General features: G+C 59.8%; 15 protein-coding genes. 7 read left to right on the forward strand and 8 right to left on the reverse strand.

The window, feature by feature from the left end; translation table 11 throughout:
* The first annotated feature begins 37 nt into the window (after nt 1-37).
* From QNM96_RS08105 to QNM96_RS08130, 6 genes are all read left to right on the forward strand, one after another.
* Nucleotides 38-778 carry a PAC2 family protein gene (locus QNM96_RS08105; RefSeq protein WP_283835578.1) on the forward strand — a complete coding sequence of 247 codons (741 nt, stop codon included), beginning with the start codon at nt 38-40 and terminating at the stop codon, nt 776-778.
* Between the two features lie 215 nt (nt 779-993).
* Nucleotides 994-2,370: a geranylgeranyl reductase family protein gene (locus tag QNM96_RS08110; protein ID WP_283835660.1), complete on the forward strand. Its 1,377-nt coding sequence runs from the start codon at nt 994-996 to the stop codon at nt 2,368-2,370.
* A gap of 72 nt (nt 2,371-2,442) precedes the next feature.
* The gene (locus tag QNM96_RS08115; protein WP_283835579.1) at nt 2,443-3,273 is read left to right on the forward strand and encodes an aldo/keto reductase; all 831 of its coding nucleotides are present in this window, start codon (nt 2,443-2,445) and stop codon (nt 3,271-3,273) included.
* 391 nt (nt 3,274-3,664) lie between these two features.
* Nucleotides 3,665-4,744 carry a DUF354 domain-containing protein gene (locus QNM96_RS08120; protein ID WP_283835580.1) on the forward strand — a complete coding sequence of 360 codons (1,080 nt, stop codon included), beginning with the start codon at nt 3,665-3,667 and terminating at the stop codon, nt 4,742-4,744.
* The gene (gene wecB, locus QNM96_RS08125) at nt 4,741-5,856 is read left to right on the forward strand and encodes a UDP-N-acetylglucosamine 2-epimerase (non-hydrolyzing) (protein WP_283835581.1); all 1,116 of its coding nucleotides are present in this window, start codon (nt 4,741-4,743) and stop codon (nt 5,854-5,856) included. The genes QNM96_RS08120 and wecB overlap by 4 nt, the downstream gene beginning before the upstream one ends.
* Nucleotides 5,857-6,084: 228 nt before the next feature.
* A complete protein-coding gene (locus QNM96_RS08130) occupies nt 6,085-7,056 on the forward strand; it encodes a phosphoadenosine phosphosulfate reductase family protein (protein WP_283835582.1) in 972 nt (323 codons plus the stop codon).
* Between the two features lie 114 nt (nt 7,057-7,170).
* On the opposite strand, the gene QNM96_RS08135 is transcribed toward QNM96_RS08130, so the two are convergent.
* The 5 genes from QNM96_RS08135 to QNM96_RS08155 all read right to left on the reverse strand — a co-directional run bounded on the left by QNM96_RS08135 (nt 7,171) and on the right by QNM96_RS08155 (nt 11,031).
* Nucleotides 7,171-7,380, reverse strand: coding sequence for a hypothetical protein (locus tag QNM96_RS08135; RefSeq protein ID WP_283835583.1), 210 nt, complete (start codon nt 7,378-7,380; stop codon nt 7,171-7,173).
* Between the two features lie 247 nt (nt 7,381-7,627).
* The gene (locus QNM96_RS08140) at nt 7,628-8,014 is read right to left on the reverse strand and encodes a hypothetical protein (RefSeq protein ID WP_283835584.1); all 387 of its coding nucleotides are present in this window, start codon (nt 8,012-8,014) and stop codon (nt 7,628-7,630) included.
* 137 nt (nt 8,015-8,151) lie between these two features.
* Nucleotides 8,152-8,898, reverse strand: a complete 747-nt coding sequence (locus tag QNM96_RS08145) for a hypothetical protein (protein WP_283835585.1) — start codon at nt 8,896-8,898, stop codon at nt 8,152-8,154.
* A 104-nt stretch (nt 8,899-9,002) separates the two neighbouring features.
* Nucleotides 9,003-10,001 carry a Gfo/Idh/MocA family oxidoreductase gene (locus QNM96_RS08150; RefSeq protein WP_283835586.1) on the reverse strand — a complete coding sequence of 333 codons (999 nt, stop codon included), beginning with the start codon at nt 9,999-10,001 and terminating at the stop codon, nt 9,003-9,005.
* An 82-nt stretch (nt 10,002-10,083) separates the two neighbouring features.
* A complete protein-coding gene (locus tag QNM96_RS08155) occupies nt 10,084-11,031 on the reverse strand; it encodes a ribokinase (RefSeq protein ID WP_283835587.1) in 948 nt (315 codons plus the stop codon).
* Nucleotides 11,032-11,182: 151 nt separating this feature from the next.
* On the opposite strand from QNM96_RS08155, the gene QNM96_RS08160 reads away from it, so the two are divergent.
* Nucleotides 11,183-12,580 (forward strand): SLC13 family permease, encoded by a 1,398-nt coding sequence (locus QNM96_RS08160; protein WP_283835588.1) that lies wholly within the window; start codon nt 11,183-11,185, stop codon nt 12,578-12,580.
* Nucleotides 12,581-12,727: 147 nt separating this feature from the next.
* On the opposite strand, the gene QNM96_RS08165 is transcribed toward QNM96_RS08160, so the two are convergent.
* From QNM96_RS08165 to QNM96_RS08175, 3 genes are all read right to left on the reverse strand, one after another.
* Complete coding sequence (locus QNM96_RS08165; RefSeq protein ID WP_283835589.1) at nt 12,728-14,362, reverse strand: BCCT family transporter; 1,635 nt, start codon at nt 14,360-14,362, stop codon at nt 12,728-12,730.
* Between the two features lie 335 nt (nt 14,363-14,697).
* Entirely contained in the window at nt 14,698-15,279 is a 582-nt protein-coding gene (locus QNM96_RS08170) for a hypothetical protein (protein ID WP_283835590.1), read from the reverse strand.
* A 145-nt stretch (nt 15,280-15,424) separates the two neighbouring features.
* Nucleotides 15,425-15,769: a glutaredoxin family protein gene (locus QNM96_RS08175; protein WP_283835591.1), complete on the reverse strand. Its 345-nt coding sequence runs from the start codon at nt 15,767-15,769 to the stop codon at nt 15,425-15,427.
* Between the last annotated feature and the right edge of the window lie 116 nt (nt 15,770-15,885).

The raw sequence follows: 15,885 nt of genomic DNA on the forward strand, positions 1-15,885 counted from the left end.
CTATTGATTTATAGTGATCCCGCCGGTCTCAACACGTATGTCACGTGTTCGCTTACAGGGGGCACAAGCCGACCTCGAAAACGCCACGCTCGTCGAGGGATTTCCCGGCATCGGGCTGGTTGGAAAGATCGCAACCGACCACCTCATCGAGGAACTGGACATGCGCTACTACGCCAGCGTTCACTGCGAAGGGTTGCCCCGGGTCGGCGTCTATCGCGAGGGCGACCGAACCGTTCAGCCGCCGGTTCGCCTCCACGTGAGCGAAGAACACAACGTGCTCGCACTGCAGAGCGACACGCCAATCAGCGCGAGCGCCGTCGACACCGTCGCCGACTGTGTCACGAGCTGGATCGTCGATCAGGATGCACGACCGATCTACCTGAGCGGCCGTCCCACGGAACGAGAGGGAACGCCGACGATCAGCGGTATCGGGACCGGAAACGCCGGGGACGAACTCGATGAAATCGGAATCGATCCCCCCTCGGAAAACGGGGTTGTCAGCGGTCCAACTGGTGCGCTGATCAATCGAGCGGCCCAACTGGACTACGACAGTCTCGGTCTGATCGTCGAATGCAATCCGAACTTTCCCGACCCCGAAGCGGCCAGTGCCCTCCTCGAGAAGGCGATCGCCCCAATCGCGAATCTCTCGATCGACATCGAGGCGCTTCTCGAGCGAGACGAGGAGATCCGAGAACACCGCGAACAGTTCGCCCAGCGAATGCAAGAGATCGGGCAGGACGAAAGTACGCAGGCGAGGCCGCTTCGGATGTATCAGTAGGTGCAGACCGGTACGAACGTATCACTCTGGTCGGTATATCGTGGATGAAATATATTCGGGTTCAGAGTTGAACCGACTCGTTTCGGTCGGCGCTGCCATCCGGTTTTGACGGCGTTTCCGAAAAACTGACTTTCACACTGGCGTTCCGTTCCTGTCGGTTGTTTTGCGTCAGAAAGGTACCACGTGTTTTTTAGTGCAGGGTTCGTTCAGGAAGGATAGAGATGACTACCGAATCCCACGATGTCGTGGTCGTCGGCGGCGGAACCGCCGGTTGTTTCGCTTCGGCGACCGCAGCACGGGAGGGGCTCGACGTCGTCCTCCTCGAGCGGAAAACGGAGGAGGAGGGTGGGAAGATCGCCTGCGGTGACGGTCTGAAAGGCAAGAGTTCACTCCCGGACGTTATCGACCGAGATCGACTCAAATCAGAGTCGTTCACCAATCAACATATCGAGCGGGCGATTTTCGAAAACCCCCAATCCGGTGAAGAAGTCGACATCCCCTTCAACGAGACCGGGGCCGTCATCGACCGGTGGAAGTACGGACAGATCCTGCTCGACGAGGCGGATCGCGCCGGCGTGGACCTTCACTACAACACGGTCGTCAAAGACGTTATTCAGCCGAACAGACGGGTCGAGGGCGTAACGGCCGTACGAGACGGGGACCATATCGAGTACGAGGCGGATATCGTCATCGACGGCGCCGGTGCGCTCTCGCTGTTGCAGGATAAAGCCGATTTCTCCACTTCGACGTTCGACACGCGCGTCGACTACTCGCAATTTTGTTCGGCCTACCGCGAAGTTGTCGAGGTCCCCGAGCCGGTCGAGTGGGACGACGCGCTCGTTTTCAAGCCAACCGAAGAGCTTGGCTATCTGTGGTACTTCCCGCGTTCCTCGACCGAGATCAACGCCGGACTTGGCTTCCAGATGAACAAGCCCTCGATGCCCCTCGTCGATGTCCTCAAGGACGACCTCGCGAACCATCCTGAGTTTCAGGGCGCCGAGGTCAAGAACAAGCTCGGTGCGGCGCTTCCGACGCGGAGACCGTACGACTCCGCGGTACACCCTGGATACGTCGCTGTTGGCGACTCAGCCGGACACGTCAATCCCTGTACCGGCGGCGGCATCCCGGGAGCGGCGAAAGCCGGTCACTGGGCGGCAAAGGTCGCCACTGAGGCGATCAGCGACGGCGACGTGAGCGAGGCCGCGCTCTGGGAGTACAACCGCCGCGTCCAGACCGACTTCGGCAAACGCTTCGCCGCGATGGACCTGTACAATATCTTCGGCGGAGCACACGATATCGACGACCTCATCGGCGTCATCACCGCACTGCCGGGACAGCAACTCGTCGATGCGCTCGGCAAGAAAGGAACGGCCGACATGACCCTCGGGCTCAAATTAAAGACGATCCTCAAGACGTTCGGCCACTGGGATGTCCTCTACAAGCTCTACAAACTCCAACAGGAAGCGAACTCCCTCAAAGACGTCTACGATAGCTATCCGAACGATCCCGAATACTTCGACGCCTGGCGGCAGGAACGAGACGCCGTAATGGATGATGTTTACGAGCTGACTGGTGCAGAGTCGAAGTACTGAACGCCCATCACTCACCCCCGTCCGCTTCCGCTTTCATAACCCCCTTTTTTACTCGTCACTGAGTGGCTACACATGACAAGCGATATCGCCCCCGGAACGTGTCCAACCGCAAACGGCATGCCGATGCTCGGGCTCGGCACGTGGCAAAACACCGATCCGGAGCAGTGCGCCGAAAGCGTCCGAACCGCCCTCGAGATGGGGTATCGACACATCGACACCGCCCAGATGTACGACAACGAGGCGGCCGTCGGGGAAGGTATCGCCCGGGCCGACGTCGACCAGGAGGATATCTTCCTCGCGACGAAAATCGTCCCGGCGAATCTCGCTCGAGAGGACGTACTCGAGACGGGGCGCGAGAGCATCGAGCGCCTCGGCGTCGATTCCGTCGACCTGCTGTACGTCCACTGGCCGACCAAAGCCTACGATCACGAGGAGACCCTCGGCGCGTTCTCGGAATTATACGATGAAGGGCTCATCGACAACGTCGGCGTTAGTAACTTCGAACCCGAACAGCTCGAGGTCGCGGTCGACGTCTGCGACGCGCCGATCTTCGCCAACCAGGTCGAACTACACCCGATGCTCCCCCAGGAGCACATTCGGGAGACCTGCGATGAACTCGACATCGAAGTCGTTGCCTACTCCCCGTTAGCTCGAGGCGGCGTCTTCGATCAACCCGTGTTACAAGAAATCGCGGCCAAACACGACGTGAGCGAAGTGCAAGTCAGCCTCGCGTGGCTCCGCGAGCGCGGCGTCAGCGCGATTCCGAAAGCGACCGGTGAGGCTCACATCCGAGACAACTGGGAATCGATCACCCTCGAACTGGATCGAGCGGATCTCGAGGCGATCGATGCAATCGAGGAGACGCATCGAGAGGTCGACCCGGCGTTCGGTCCGTGGAACTGAGTTAGACCGACGACCAGAGTGTCCTTCGGCGTACCCGATAGATCTCGTTAACGCGGGTATGCCGCCGTTATGGCACCAAACGAGTGGCTATCAGCGATCGCAAAAGAGACAGGACGACCCGATGAACCTCGGAGCGATCGGCGGTCCTCCTCGAGACGAGGACGGCTGACCGCTCGGAATGAACCACGTGATCGACGAGCGGATAAATACGTATCAGAGAAGGTGATGATTTCAGGAGCGGATGGCGCTCCTTACATACGATAAAAGCCATCTATGGCCCCTATATGGGGCATTTATCCCGTTTCAGGAAAATTCCGAACCATAGCATTTCCATAACAATATACGGTCAACTCATAGCCCGACGTGTAATGAATACACGAGGTGTTCCTGAATGAACTGTCTCTTTTTTACGAACACGCCTGCACACGTTCATCTCTACAAACACACCATCGAACGTCTCGAGGAACTGGGCCACGACGTCCTGGTGTTCGCCAGAAGTGACGAGTGTACGGAGGCGTTGCTGAGCGCTCACGACCTGCCGTATCGAATCTACGGCGGTCGAGGTGACGCGAAGCACTCACTGCTGTGGGAACTTCCCATCCAACTCGGACGAATCGTCCGCCGCGCCCGGAACTTCGACCCGGACGTCATCTTCGGAATCGGACCCTACGCCGCGTACACGGGGATCGTAACGGGTTCGCCCGCTATCGCGGTCCTCGACTCGGAGCCCTCGCTGGATCACGTCGTCGCCCGGCCGTTCGTTCGCGCGTTTCTCACCCCCGAGGCGTTCCAGAAGGAACTCGGCGAGAACCACTACCGGTTCAAGGGGTTCAAGGAATCGGCGTACCTCCACCCCGAAATCTTCGAGGCCGATCCCGACATCCGCGACGCCCTCAACGTCGACCCCGACGAATCGTTCGCGATCGTTCGGCTCAACTCCTTCAACGGCCACCACGACGTGGGCCAAAAAGGGTTCTCGACCGAACAACGCCGACGGCTCCTCGAGACGCTCGCGGATGAAACGACCGTCTTCGTCTCCGACGAGGGAAGCAAACTGGACCTCAAGCGCCTCGACGTGCGCTCGTTCGACCTCCATCCGGCGAAGCTCCACGACGCGCTTTCGGAGGCCGACCTGCTGGTCGCGGACACCCAGACGATGGTCACCGAAGCCGCCCTGCTCGGAACGCCGGCGATCAGGTCGAATTCCTTCGTCGGCGAGTCGGATATGGGCAACTTCCTCGAGCTCGAAGAGGAGGGGCTCATCTACAACCTCTCCTCGTTCGAGGCGGTGCTCGAGCGATCGCAGACGCTACTCGCGGATGAATCCACCCCACGGCGGTGGGAGCGCCGCCGCGACGAGTACGTCTCGGATATGGTGAACCTGACCGACCTCCTGTGTACCGTCGCGCTCACGTTCACCGACTCGGCGCGCGAGACAACTCTGGGCGACGTCGCGGAGGTGAGCGGATGAACGTCTGCTCGGTCGTCGGGGCCAGACCGCAGTTCGTCAAGGCCGCGGTCGTCTCCCGAGAGCTTCGAGAGGTCGGCGAAGAGGTGCTCGTCCACACCGGCCAACACTACGACGAAGAGCTGTCGGACGTCTTCTTCGACGAACTCGAGATACCGGAGCCCGAGTACAACCTCGGCGTCGAGTCGGACACCCACGGCCGACAGACAGCGGCGATGATCGCCGAACTCGAGCCCATTCTCGAGGAGACTCAACCCGACGTTCTCCTGCTGTACGGCGACACTAACTCGACGCTCGCGGGTGCGGTCATCGGATCGAAGCGCGACGTCGCCGTCGCACATGTCGAAGCGGGCCTTCGGAGTTACAACCGCGAGATGCCCGAAGAGATCAACCGGATCCTCACGGACCACGCCTCCGACGTGTGTTTCGCACCGAGCAAAGCCGCCGTCGAGAATCTGGCCGACGAGGGGATCACGGACGGCGTCTACTGGACGGGTGACGTCATGTACGATATGATTCTCGAGGCCCGCACCCGGGCACACGATCGGTCGGGTATCCTCGATGACCTCGATCTCACACCCGGCGAGTTCGTCCTCGCGACGGTCCACCGAGCGAGCAACACCGACGACAGGTCGAACCTCGAGTCGATCCTCAAGGGACTCGCGTCCTCGCCGTTGCCCGTCGTCTTCCCCGCCCATCCGCGAACGATAGCGCGACTCGAGGAGTACGAACTCTGGAATCGTGCAACCGACGAACTCGAACTGGTCGAACCGCAGGGATACCTCGACTTCGTTCGACTGCTGGATGCGGCCGAACGCGTCGCGACCGACTCCGGCGGCGTCCAAAAGGAGGCGTTCTTCCTCGAGACCCCGTGCGTGACGCTTCGGAAGGAGACGGAGTGGACCGAGACGGTCGAGTGCGGTTGGAACGAACTCGTCGGGCCCGACGAGGGTCAAATTCGAGAAGCGCTCGACCGCGAGCGGGGAACGCATTCGACTCCACAGCCCTACGGCGACGGCGTCGCGAGCCTTCGAATCGTCGGGCTCCTCCAGCAAGCGTTCGACGACGACTCGAGCCCCGACGTGGAACCGCTCCCGAACAACCTCACGGACTGATGGCCCCCGACTCACCTCCGCGCGCTAAACCGGTACACAAACGACCTGAGAGAGACCATAAAGATGACAATCGACGGTGTTGCCGATCAGTGTATGCGGTCGTCGGAACCGAGGCAGTTCAATGGGGACGAGCCTCGTACGATAGATTCACCGGCGATCCGAACTTCCGACAGACGTTTCCGCTCCCCCAAAGCGTTTAACCGAAGTAATTATATCTAATTACAGACGATGACCGAGAACTTCCCCGAGTACGTCGACGTCGATTACGACGACGGCGACGGACAGACGCCCGAGGAGTATCCACACATACACGACAAAATCGAGAAGGCGATCGAGGTCACCCGACAGGGACTCGAGCAGTACGAGAACCCGGCGGTCATGTGGACCGGCGGCAAGGACTCGACGCTCGTGCTCTACTTCGTCAAAGAGGTCGCGGATCGGTTCGACCTCGAGGTCCCGCCCGCGATCTTCATCGATCACTACCAACACTTCGACGAGATCCACGGGTTCGTCGACCACTGGGCGGACGAATGGGATCTCGAAGTGATTTACGCCCGAAACGAGGACATCGGCGAGTACGTCGATGAACGAGGCCTCGAACCCGGCGACGACATCGAGATTTCCGAGCTCTCCGAACACAACCAGCACCACGTCGACAACATCCTCGAGTACGAGGAGGACAGCTTCCCGTTCCTGCTCGATACCTACGCGGGCAACCACCTCCTGAAGACGGTCGCGCTCAACGACGCGCTCGAGGAGTACGACGTTGACGGCGTCATCTCCGGTGTGCGCTGGGACGAACAGGAGGCCCGCGCCGACGAGACGTTCTTCTCGCCGCGACACGATCCGGACATCTACCCGCCACACGACCGCGTCCAGCCCATCCTGCAGTTCGACGAGGCGGCCGTCTGGGAAGCCTTCTGGAACTTCGCGGTACCGGATACTGTTGCCGAATTCCCCGACGACGGTTACGTCCCACAGAGCGACGACGACCTGCCGAACGACCTCACGCAGGACGACATCCCGGTCTCGCCGAAGTACTTCGCCGGGTTCCGATCGCTCGGGAGCGAAGTGTCGACCGAAAAGGCAGACAACGACCCCGCGTGGTTGCAAGACCTCGAGGGGACGACCGAACGCGCGGGCCGCGCCCAGGACAAAGAGGACCTGATGGAGCGCCTGCGCGATCTCGGCTACATGTAAGACGGTCGAACGTCGACGACGAAGCGTACAGTCGCTGTTCTTTCTTCGAGTTCGCCGCTCGAGGCGTTGCACTGACGTTCGAAAAATCGTCGGTCGTTCCTATCGCGCTCTCGCTCAGTTCGTCGCCCGGTACTCGCCGTGTTTGACACCGATTGCGAGCATGATCGCACCGAAAATCGCCATCGACGGCAGGACCATCATCATGATCGTGTCCGTGGCCATCGGGGCCATCGGTGTCAGTTCGGGAAGTGCAAATAGCGCTCCGGTTCCGGCGGCGAGAACGAGCGCGAACGCGCCGATCGTCTTGGTCAAGTCGAGTTCCATAGCAAATCTGGGTAACAGGTCGACCTAAGTCGAACGGAATCAGAACACAGTTCAAAAAAGTGGATTGTGATGACCGGCGAATCGGCATCAGTAGTTGGCACTATTATTTCGTTATTCAAAGTTGGGCGTGTGACTCGCGGTAAGTACAGGGCGTGGGTGTGTCAGAAAGGTGATCGTGCCCTTAGCTGTGTTTGGGTGCCCAGAGGTGATGATGAATCACCTCGGGGTCAAGCCTCGAGGTATTCTCCTATACCGTTTGATAAAGCAGTTCGGTAATGGGCATCGCCCAGATGAATGCGACTGTAAACTGAAGTACTGTCCCGATATGTCGGTGGGGCACAATCAACCACACGACGATGGTGGCCACACAGATACAAACGAGGACGACAATTGATGCCGTCACGCTGTTGGCATCCTGAAGATTGATATCGGCCAGTCCAATGGCCGCCACAATTCCGAAAAATATCCCTAGTCCAATAGCCGCTACCGTTGCCTCGAGCGAAACAATCCGACGGGCAGGCTCAATCAACAGCAATATCGGGGTTAGCGAGACCGAAAACAGAAGCGACCGAAGAATCCGTGCCCGCTCGTCAGCACCCAGTAACGGGTGTGTCTCAGTGGAGGGGCCGTTCATAAGGAGAATTGCATATTGTGTGGACATATATGTTTTCCTACCTCGCTGAACGCAAGTTACATTCACGCGTAGTTACCGACCTGTCTCGGTCTATTTCAAATATGTTTTTGAATGAGAAATCGCGCTACTAGCTACTGTTATCCGGAGGGTCGCACGAGATTCGCCAACGCGACCACTATCCCGAAGAACCATCCGAGCGGGAAGGATAGCCCGAGCCACATCCCCGCGTAGGCCGCTCCCTCGAGTTCGAAGTTCGCCCGAAGGTACTCGTTGGCCCCGCCGACGAACAAAACGTTGTCGAGTATCCAGACCGCGAAGTCGTAGCTTGGCTCGAGGATCACTCCCTCGAGCGAGGGCGTGACGAGCGCGGCGACGACGGGCGGGAGGAAGATCGCCGTCATCGCGAATGGGTAGGCCAGCAACACCGAGACGAGTCGTCCACCGATCTTCGAGAACCCGGCTGCGAGCGCCGTCGAGACGACGGCTACACCGCTGGCCGCGGCGATCGGAATGACGGCTTCAGTCGGCAACTGGAGGTGGGCGACGACGGTCAAGCCACCCCAGACGAGGACGGCGATTGCCGTGACGCCGACCACGCCGATACGCGTCGTCGTCGAGTCTAGCTTCGAGGCGTAAAATCGCGTCGCGAGACCGAGAACCGTCAGCGGATACATCGCGAGCAAGCCGACGACGCCGAGGACACTCCACACTCGGTAGACGATCTGCTGTGGAAGCGTTTCGGGTTCCCACTTGCCCATAACCGAGTGGCCGCGACCGCGTTGCCGAGGAAAGACGAGTTCCATCCACGCACCGTGTAACCGTTGTAAATCGACCCTCACAGCGCCGACGATACCACCGCCACCAGAGCGAGACCGGGTAGACATACGACATCCAAACTACCCATCCACCGTAAGTTTTCCTGCTCCGAACTCGCGATGTCGTCCGAACTCATGGCCGTTTGTTCGGCTCGAGAACGCATTCGATCCGGTTAGTAGTCAACATCGACCGCGGCTCCGATGTCGACCGGGGTCCCGTCGTCGGCGCTTTGATATAGCGCGTCCATCACGGCCATGTTCGCGACAGCCTCGGCGCCGTCCGTTCGGGGCGTCTCTCCGTTTTTGATACACGATACGAAGTGGTCAATCTCGAGACGGTACTGATCAGTCGGATCGAACGTTTCGACGGCGTGGCGACCGTCGACAGCGTACTCGAGTTCCAGCGGTTCGTCCGCGGGAACGTCGAACGCGTTGCGAACCTCGAGCCAGCCGTTTTCGGCCTCGACCCGGTAGTACTGGACTTTCTGCGTGTCGAAGCCTGACGCGATGCGGGCCGACGCGCCGCTTGCGTACTCGAGGATGCCGGCCAGTTCCGTATCGACGCCGGAATCGCGCGAATCGTCGGTATGGGCGTAGGCGCGGGACGGCTCCCCGAGGAATTGGCGGGCGACCGAAACCGGGTAACAACCGACATCCATCAGACTGCCGCCGTCGAGTTCCGGTGACAGACGGATATCGTCCGGACGCCCGGTCAACGAGAACTTGAACGACGACGTGACGGACCGAACCGTGTCAAACTGTTCGTCCGCAATCTCGAGTGCGCGTTCCGTCCGCGGATGGTACTGGTACATGTATCCCTCCATCAGCGTGACGTTCCGTTGCTCGCAGTACTCGACGAGTTCGCGGGCCTCTACCGTGTCGACAGCCAGCGGCTTTTCGCAGAGAACGTCAACGCCCGCGTCCGCGGCGGCTTTCGTCCACTCGGCGTGCAAAGCGTTCGGAAGCGGGACGTAGACGGCGTCGATCGGTGCGTCCTCGAGCAATCGACCGTAGCCGTCGTACACGTGCTCGATTTCGTACTCGTCCGCGATCGACCGTGCTCGGTCCTGACTTCGCGAGGCGATCGCGACGACATCGTGGTCGCTGGTCTGTGCGGCCGGAAGGAACGCTTTCTGTGCAATCCCTGCCGTACTGAGAACTCCGAAATCCATGGATCAACAGTGGGCGGAACGGTATTAAAACCTGTATGTGTTCACAACGAATCAGTTCGACGGGCCCAACGGCATGCCGGTGCTATCGCCGCGCGACTGCGGACTCGAGTCCCGTCACGTCCTCGAGAGAGGGAATCGACTCCTGGGCACCTTCCGTTTCGGTCGCCAGCGAGGCGGCGACCGTCGCGAGTTCCGTTGCGTCTTCGACCGAACGACCACTCGCCAACTGCGCGCCGAGATACCCGCAGAACACGTCGCCCGCACCGGTCGTGTCGACCGGGTCGACCGGCGGTGGACTCACGCGGTGGTCCGTCTCTCCCGAAACGATCACGTCGTCACCACCTCTCGTTCGAACGACCGTCCCGTCGAACGTCTCGAGGTGGCCCCCGAGCGTGTCGTACTCGGTTTCGTTGACGACGACGATATCAACGGCGGGCTCCTCGAGGAGCGGTTCGACGCCGTCGGTTGGGACGGGGTTAAGGACGACCGTCGGCCGCACCGGTTCCTCGTCAAGTCGCCCCAGCACGGATTTCATCGCGGGTACCGGAATTTCGTTTTGCATGAGCAAAACGTCCGCTCGCTGGATCCGCTCGTAGTGGTTGTCTGCGTAGCGAGCATCGACGCTCTCGTTTGCACCGCCGAGAATCCCGATCCAGGATTCGCCGTCCTCGTCGACGAAGATGTACGCCTTTCCGGTTTCTGTTTCGTCCTCGGCGATTTGTTCGACCGTTACCCCCCGTTCCTCGAGCGTCGAGAGGACATCGTACCGTTTCTGATCCGAACCGACCCTCGCCAACAGCGTCGATTCGACCGAGCACTGTGCGGCCGCGACGGCCTGGTTCGCACCCTTTCCCCCGATGCGGTTTCGGAACTCCGTCTCGGCGATCGCCGCAGGAACGTCACTGGTCCGGACGGTTTCACCCATGTCGGGAAACCATTCGTAGGTTGACTCGAGCGACCGGATTTCGCCTCGAGAACAGTAGGTGGCCCTGTCGACGTTGATGCTCCCCAATGTGACGACGTTCGACATTCGTATTCGATTCTAGATCGGTGTAGCTATATCCTCGTTCTGGTCTCTACGAGAAATCGTACCAGATCGACTGGTCACTGGGTCTGATAGTGAGGCGGCGACGAGTGCCGCGATCAGGGGTGATTTAAATCGGGACTGTTGAGTCACGCTAATGGATCGTCGGACGGTAGTCGGTGGAATACAGTCACCACCAACCGCCTTTCTTCTCGCTGTTGTTGTTGCACTCGTTTCGTGGGCCGCGCTTGCTGATACCGGAACGACTGCAACGATGCTTTCGATCACGCTATTTTGTATCGTTCTCTGGATTTTGACGCCGATTCCGCCCGCCTACACCGGTTTGATTGGGATCGGCCTCATCGCGGTCGCGTTCTCGACCGAGATGGCGCTCACTGGGTTCCAAGAGCCGGCAACCTGGCTCGTCGGGTTCGGACTGCTGATGGGTGAAGCGACGCGACGGAGCGGGCTTGCAAACTGGGCGGGACGACGAATCACGGATCGAAGTATTTCGCCCGCAGTTGGCTCGAATCCGTTGCAAGCCTACCGGCGGCTGTTGCTCGCGCTCTCGTTGGGCGCACACGCACTCGCGTTGCTCGTCCCCTCGTCGCTCGTTCGCGTTCTCGTGCTGGCCCCGATTCTGAAAGAAACCGGCGAGTTGTTCGAGTCACGGCAGGCTCGAGTGGGGATCTATCTCGGGCCGCTATTCGTTACGTTCTACGGTTCTTCGGGCATTCTGACCGCCGATCTGCCGAACATTATCCTCACCGGATTCGGCCAGTCGATTGCCGGCCAGCAGATCTCCTGGACGGAGTGGTTCACGCACATGTACCCTGTGATGGGGATTGCACGCGTGTTGGTCGTCATCGCGGTCGTGTACTACCTGTTCCGTCCCGAACCCGAATCGTCGTTCGAACTGCCGGCGACCGACGGACTGGCCGCCAGCGGAACCGAAAAGCGGATGTTCGGCTTCCTGCTCGTCGGCGCGTTCATCTGGGCGACCGACTTTGCCCACGGCTTTCACCCGGTCATCGGTGCGGTCGTCGTCGTCGTGCTCGCGTTCCTCCCGCAGATTGGAGCCGCCGACTTTCAAAACGTGGGCGGCGAAACCGACTTCTCGATCCTGTTTTTCATCGCCGCCGTCTTCGCGATCGGTGATGGGCTCGTCCACACCGGATTCTCCGACAATGCCGCAACCTATTTGCTCGAGTTGATTCCGACGGACGCACCGCTGGCGGTAATTCTCGCGTTTATTTTCTTCATCACGATCATCCTCACGTTCTTGATGGAGGGACTCGCCGTTGCGAGCGTCCTCACGCCGATACTGATCCCCTACGCGGAAGCTGCTGGGCTCCCGATCACGCCTGTGTTGATGTCGGAGGCAATGGCGTTGAGTACGTACTTCTTCCCATATCAGTCGGCGGTACTGATCGTCATCCTCGCGGAGGGTATCGTCGACACCAAAGAGTTGATCTACACCACCGTGGCGTGCTCGCTCGCGACGATCGTGTTTTTGCTCCCGCTCCAGTTTGCGGTGTTTGCGTTGCTGTACTGAGTGAGAGTCACCCTTCTCTCGATGACAGCCGGTGAGAGTCACACGCCCTCGAGACCGCTATCAACCATCGTCTCTCGCTGGCTCGAGACCTCCCAATCGTGGGGTGTTCCCCTCGAGTTCGTCGCCTTCCATCGTCAGTCGCCGTCGTCAATCGTCGTCCGTCTCCGGGTCGGGGTCCGTCGAAGCGACTTCGCTCGCGTTCGGTACCGAGACTTCGTCCTCGTCTCTCAGAAACAGCGACCGCTGGGTTCCGAACGCGAGCGCCATCGACGCGACGGCGATCAGGGCGATGATCGAAAACGGCCCGCCGGTGATGATCGCCGCCGCCTGAAGCGCGTCGACGCCGCCGGTGACGATCAACAGCGAGGCGAGCGCGCCGATCAGAAAGCCCCAGATAATCCGGTTAATCGTCGACGGGCGTTGCGCGCCGCCGGTGGTGAGCATCCCGAGTGCGAGCGTCGAGGAGTCCGCGGACGTGATGAGAAAGAGGAGAACGAGTAAAAGAAACATCCCCGTCAAGACCTCGCCGAGCGGAAGCGCCTCGAACAGCGGGTATCCAGCACCCGCTTCGTCGTACATCTCCATCGCGGAGAGCACGTCGGCATCCCCCTCTCGCTGGAGGAAGATCGCCGTTCCACCCATCGTCGCGAACCAGGGGATTGTGATGCCAGTCGAGGCGAGGACGCCGGTCGCGGCGACCTGTCGAACGGTCCGGCCACGTGAAATCCGCGCGATGAACAGGCCGACAAAGGGCGTCCAGGAGAACCACCACGCCCAGTAGAAGATCGTCCAGTCGCCGATCCAGGTCGAAACGCCGCCGGCACCCGTCTCGGCGGTCCCGGTGTAGAAACTCATCTGAATGAACTGGCTGATGTAGGTGCCGAGCGCTTCGGTTCCGATCGCCGTGATGTAGTTCGTCGGTCCGACTATGAAAGTCACGACCGTCAGCAGTCCGAACAGGCCCAGATTGACGTACGAGATTCGGCGGATTCCCTTCTGGACCCCGAGCGCCACCGAGGCCGTAAACGCGATGGTCATTCCGGTGATGATGAGGACGGTTCCCAGATCACCGACCGAGGCTCCGGTCGTCCACTCGATACCGACCAGAAACTGGCTCCCGACAAGCCCGAGCGTGGTCGCCACACCGCCGATCGTCGCGAACACCGCGAGGATATCGACAACCTTCGCGATGGCGCTGTCGAGGTTATCGATACCGATCCACGGGGCAAGCACGGTCGAAATTCGCATCGGCGCGTCGTAGCGGTACGCACAGTAAGCGATCGGCAAGGCGACAACGACGTAGGCCGTCCACGCGGAGACGCCCCAGTGGAAGAACGTATACTGAATCGCGCCGACAGCGGCCTCGGAAGACTGGGATTCAGCACCGATGAACGGGGAGACGACATCGAAGTGCGAAACCGCCTCCGCGGGTCCCCAGAAGACGATTCCCGCGGCGATTCCCGCCGAGTACAACATCGCGAAGTACGAGAGGAACGAAAATTCCGGGTCTTCATTCTCCTCGCCGAGTTTGATGTTCCCCCAGGGACCGAAGATCAAGAAGAGGACGAACATGACGAGAAAGAACATAACAATCAGATACCACCAGCCGAACCCGGTCCAGATGACCTCGTTCGCGGTATCCATGTAATTCGTCGCCGCGTCCGGCGCGAAGACGAACGCGAGCACTGCCGCCGCTGCGATTGCGAACCCGACGCCGAACACGACCGGGTCTAACTCCTCGAGAAAGGCGGCTTTCGAACCTCTGGAACCAGATTTACCCATTAGATGGTGTGCACCAGTTCGGTTGGTGACGGTGATTGAATGCGGCTCGGTACACTCGCCGTAGTCGTGCGATTATCACCGACTGTGAACGGTATAAAGTCGAGAGACCGCTATTCACGTCTACCTGAGTGTTTCCGAGACTGCGTAAGTGTGCTGGGCTTGCACTATCGTGGTAATTCGTGAAACTTCGAACGGGAATTCGCACGACTCACTATCTGTTCCGACCACCATTCAAACTTCAACACGCTCTCAACCCTCAGGAACACGACGGAGGACCGCTCGAGTCGACCCAGTCGCTACTGGCCGGCTTCGTCTACGCTAGAAAAATGTCTGAGTTAGTCGCTAATGAACTTGTTATCTCGCCAGTTGACGCCCGTCTGGGCGGCCTTCCGGTCTCCCGGTCCTTCCACAACTTCGACGTCCGCCGGACGCGGCTCGCCGTCGACGATTCGGGTGGCCTCGAGGTCGCCGTCGTGTTCGGAGATGGCTGTCAGTGTCCCCTTCTCTGCGGCCTGTGCGATATCACAGAGCACGAGAAACATTTCGTACTGGAGCAACGAGTTCTGGAGGACCGTCTCGCGGTCGCCTTTGAACGCGGCGAACTCGACGAGTTCGGATTCGATCTCCTCCTCTTCTTCCTCGTCCCAGCGGAAGGAGTTGCGTCGCTCTTCGGGGTCTTCTTCGTAGACTCTGTTTTCGGTGACGCTGGCTTTGAGCTGGGCGGCGGGCGTGTACTTGCTCACCGATTCGTCTTCGGAGACGGCCTTGAGTATGAGTGTGTTGTTTCGACGCGTGAGTTCGACGTCGGTGACGCCGTCTGGATAGACCGCCTCGTCCAGATGGTCGCGAAGATCTTCGAGTGGCAATTCGAGGGTCGAGTGGAGCCGATATACGTGTCGTGAATCCTCTGTTGACATGGTGGGAAGGTGTGCCGGCGATAGTCGCTGGTTGCTAGTACGGGAGCGTGCCATATATGACCTGCTGTTATATACGGACATATCAGGCCCGTACCAATGTAGTTATTCGTCCGATACGCGTTTCGAGCCACAGTGGGTGGCGCGCTCAGGCGGCGTTGAGCGTCTCGGCCAGTTCGTCACGTTCCTCGAGTTCCGTAAGGATGTCAGAGCCGCCAACGAACTCGCCGTCGACGAACGTCTGTGGGATAGTCTCCCAGCCGCTGTGTTCCTCGAGTGCCGCGCGGTACTCACCGAGCGAATCGAGAACGTCGACCGTCTCGAACTCGTCGCGGTGCTCGCTGATGAGACCCAGTGCACTTCGGGAGTACCCACACTGGGGCATCAGTTCCGTTCCTTTCATGAACAGAACGACCTCGTTTTCTGCGAGGGTTTCTTCGACGTGCTCGTCGACTTCGTCCTGATCGTGGCCCTGATTTGGTGGGAATTCCATACCACATCATACGGGAGTGTATCAGATAGGCCTTGCGTCATTATCCAGCATTCACCGGCCCGGTATTTGTCGGAAAACACGATTTCCGCTGAAGCGAATACAGTCTTCGTCGAAGC

The organism is Halostagnicola sp. A-GB9-2, from assembly GCF_030068615.1.
Lineage (GTDB): Archaea > Halobacteriota > Halobacteria > Halobacteriales > Natrialbaceae > Halostagnicola.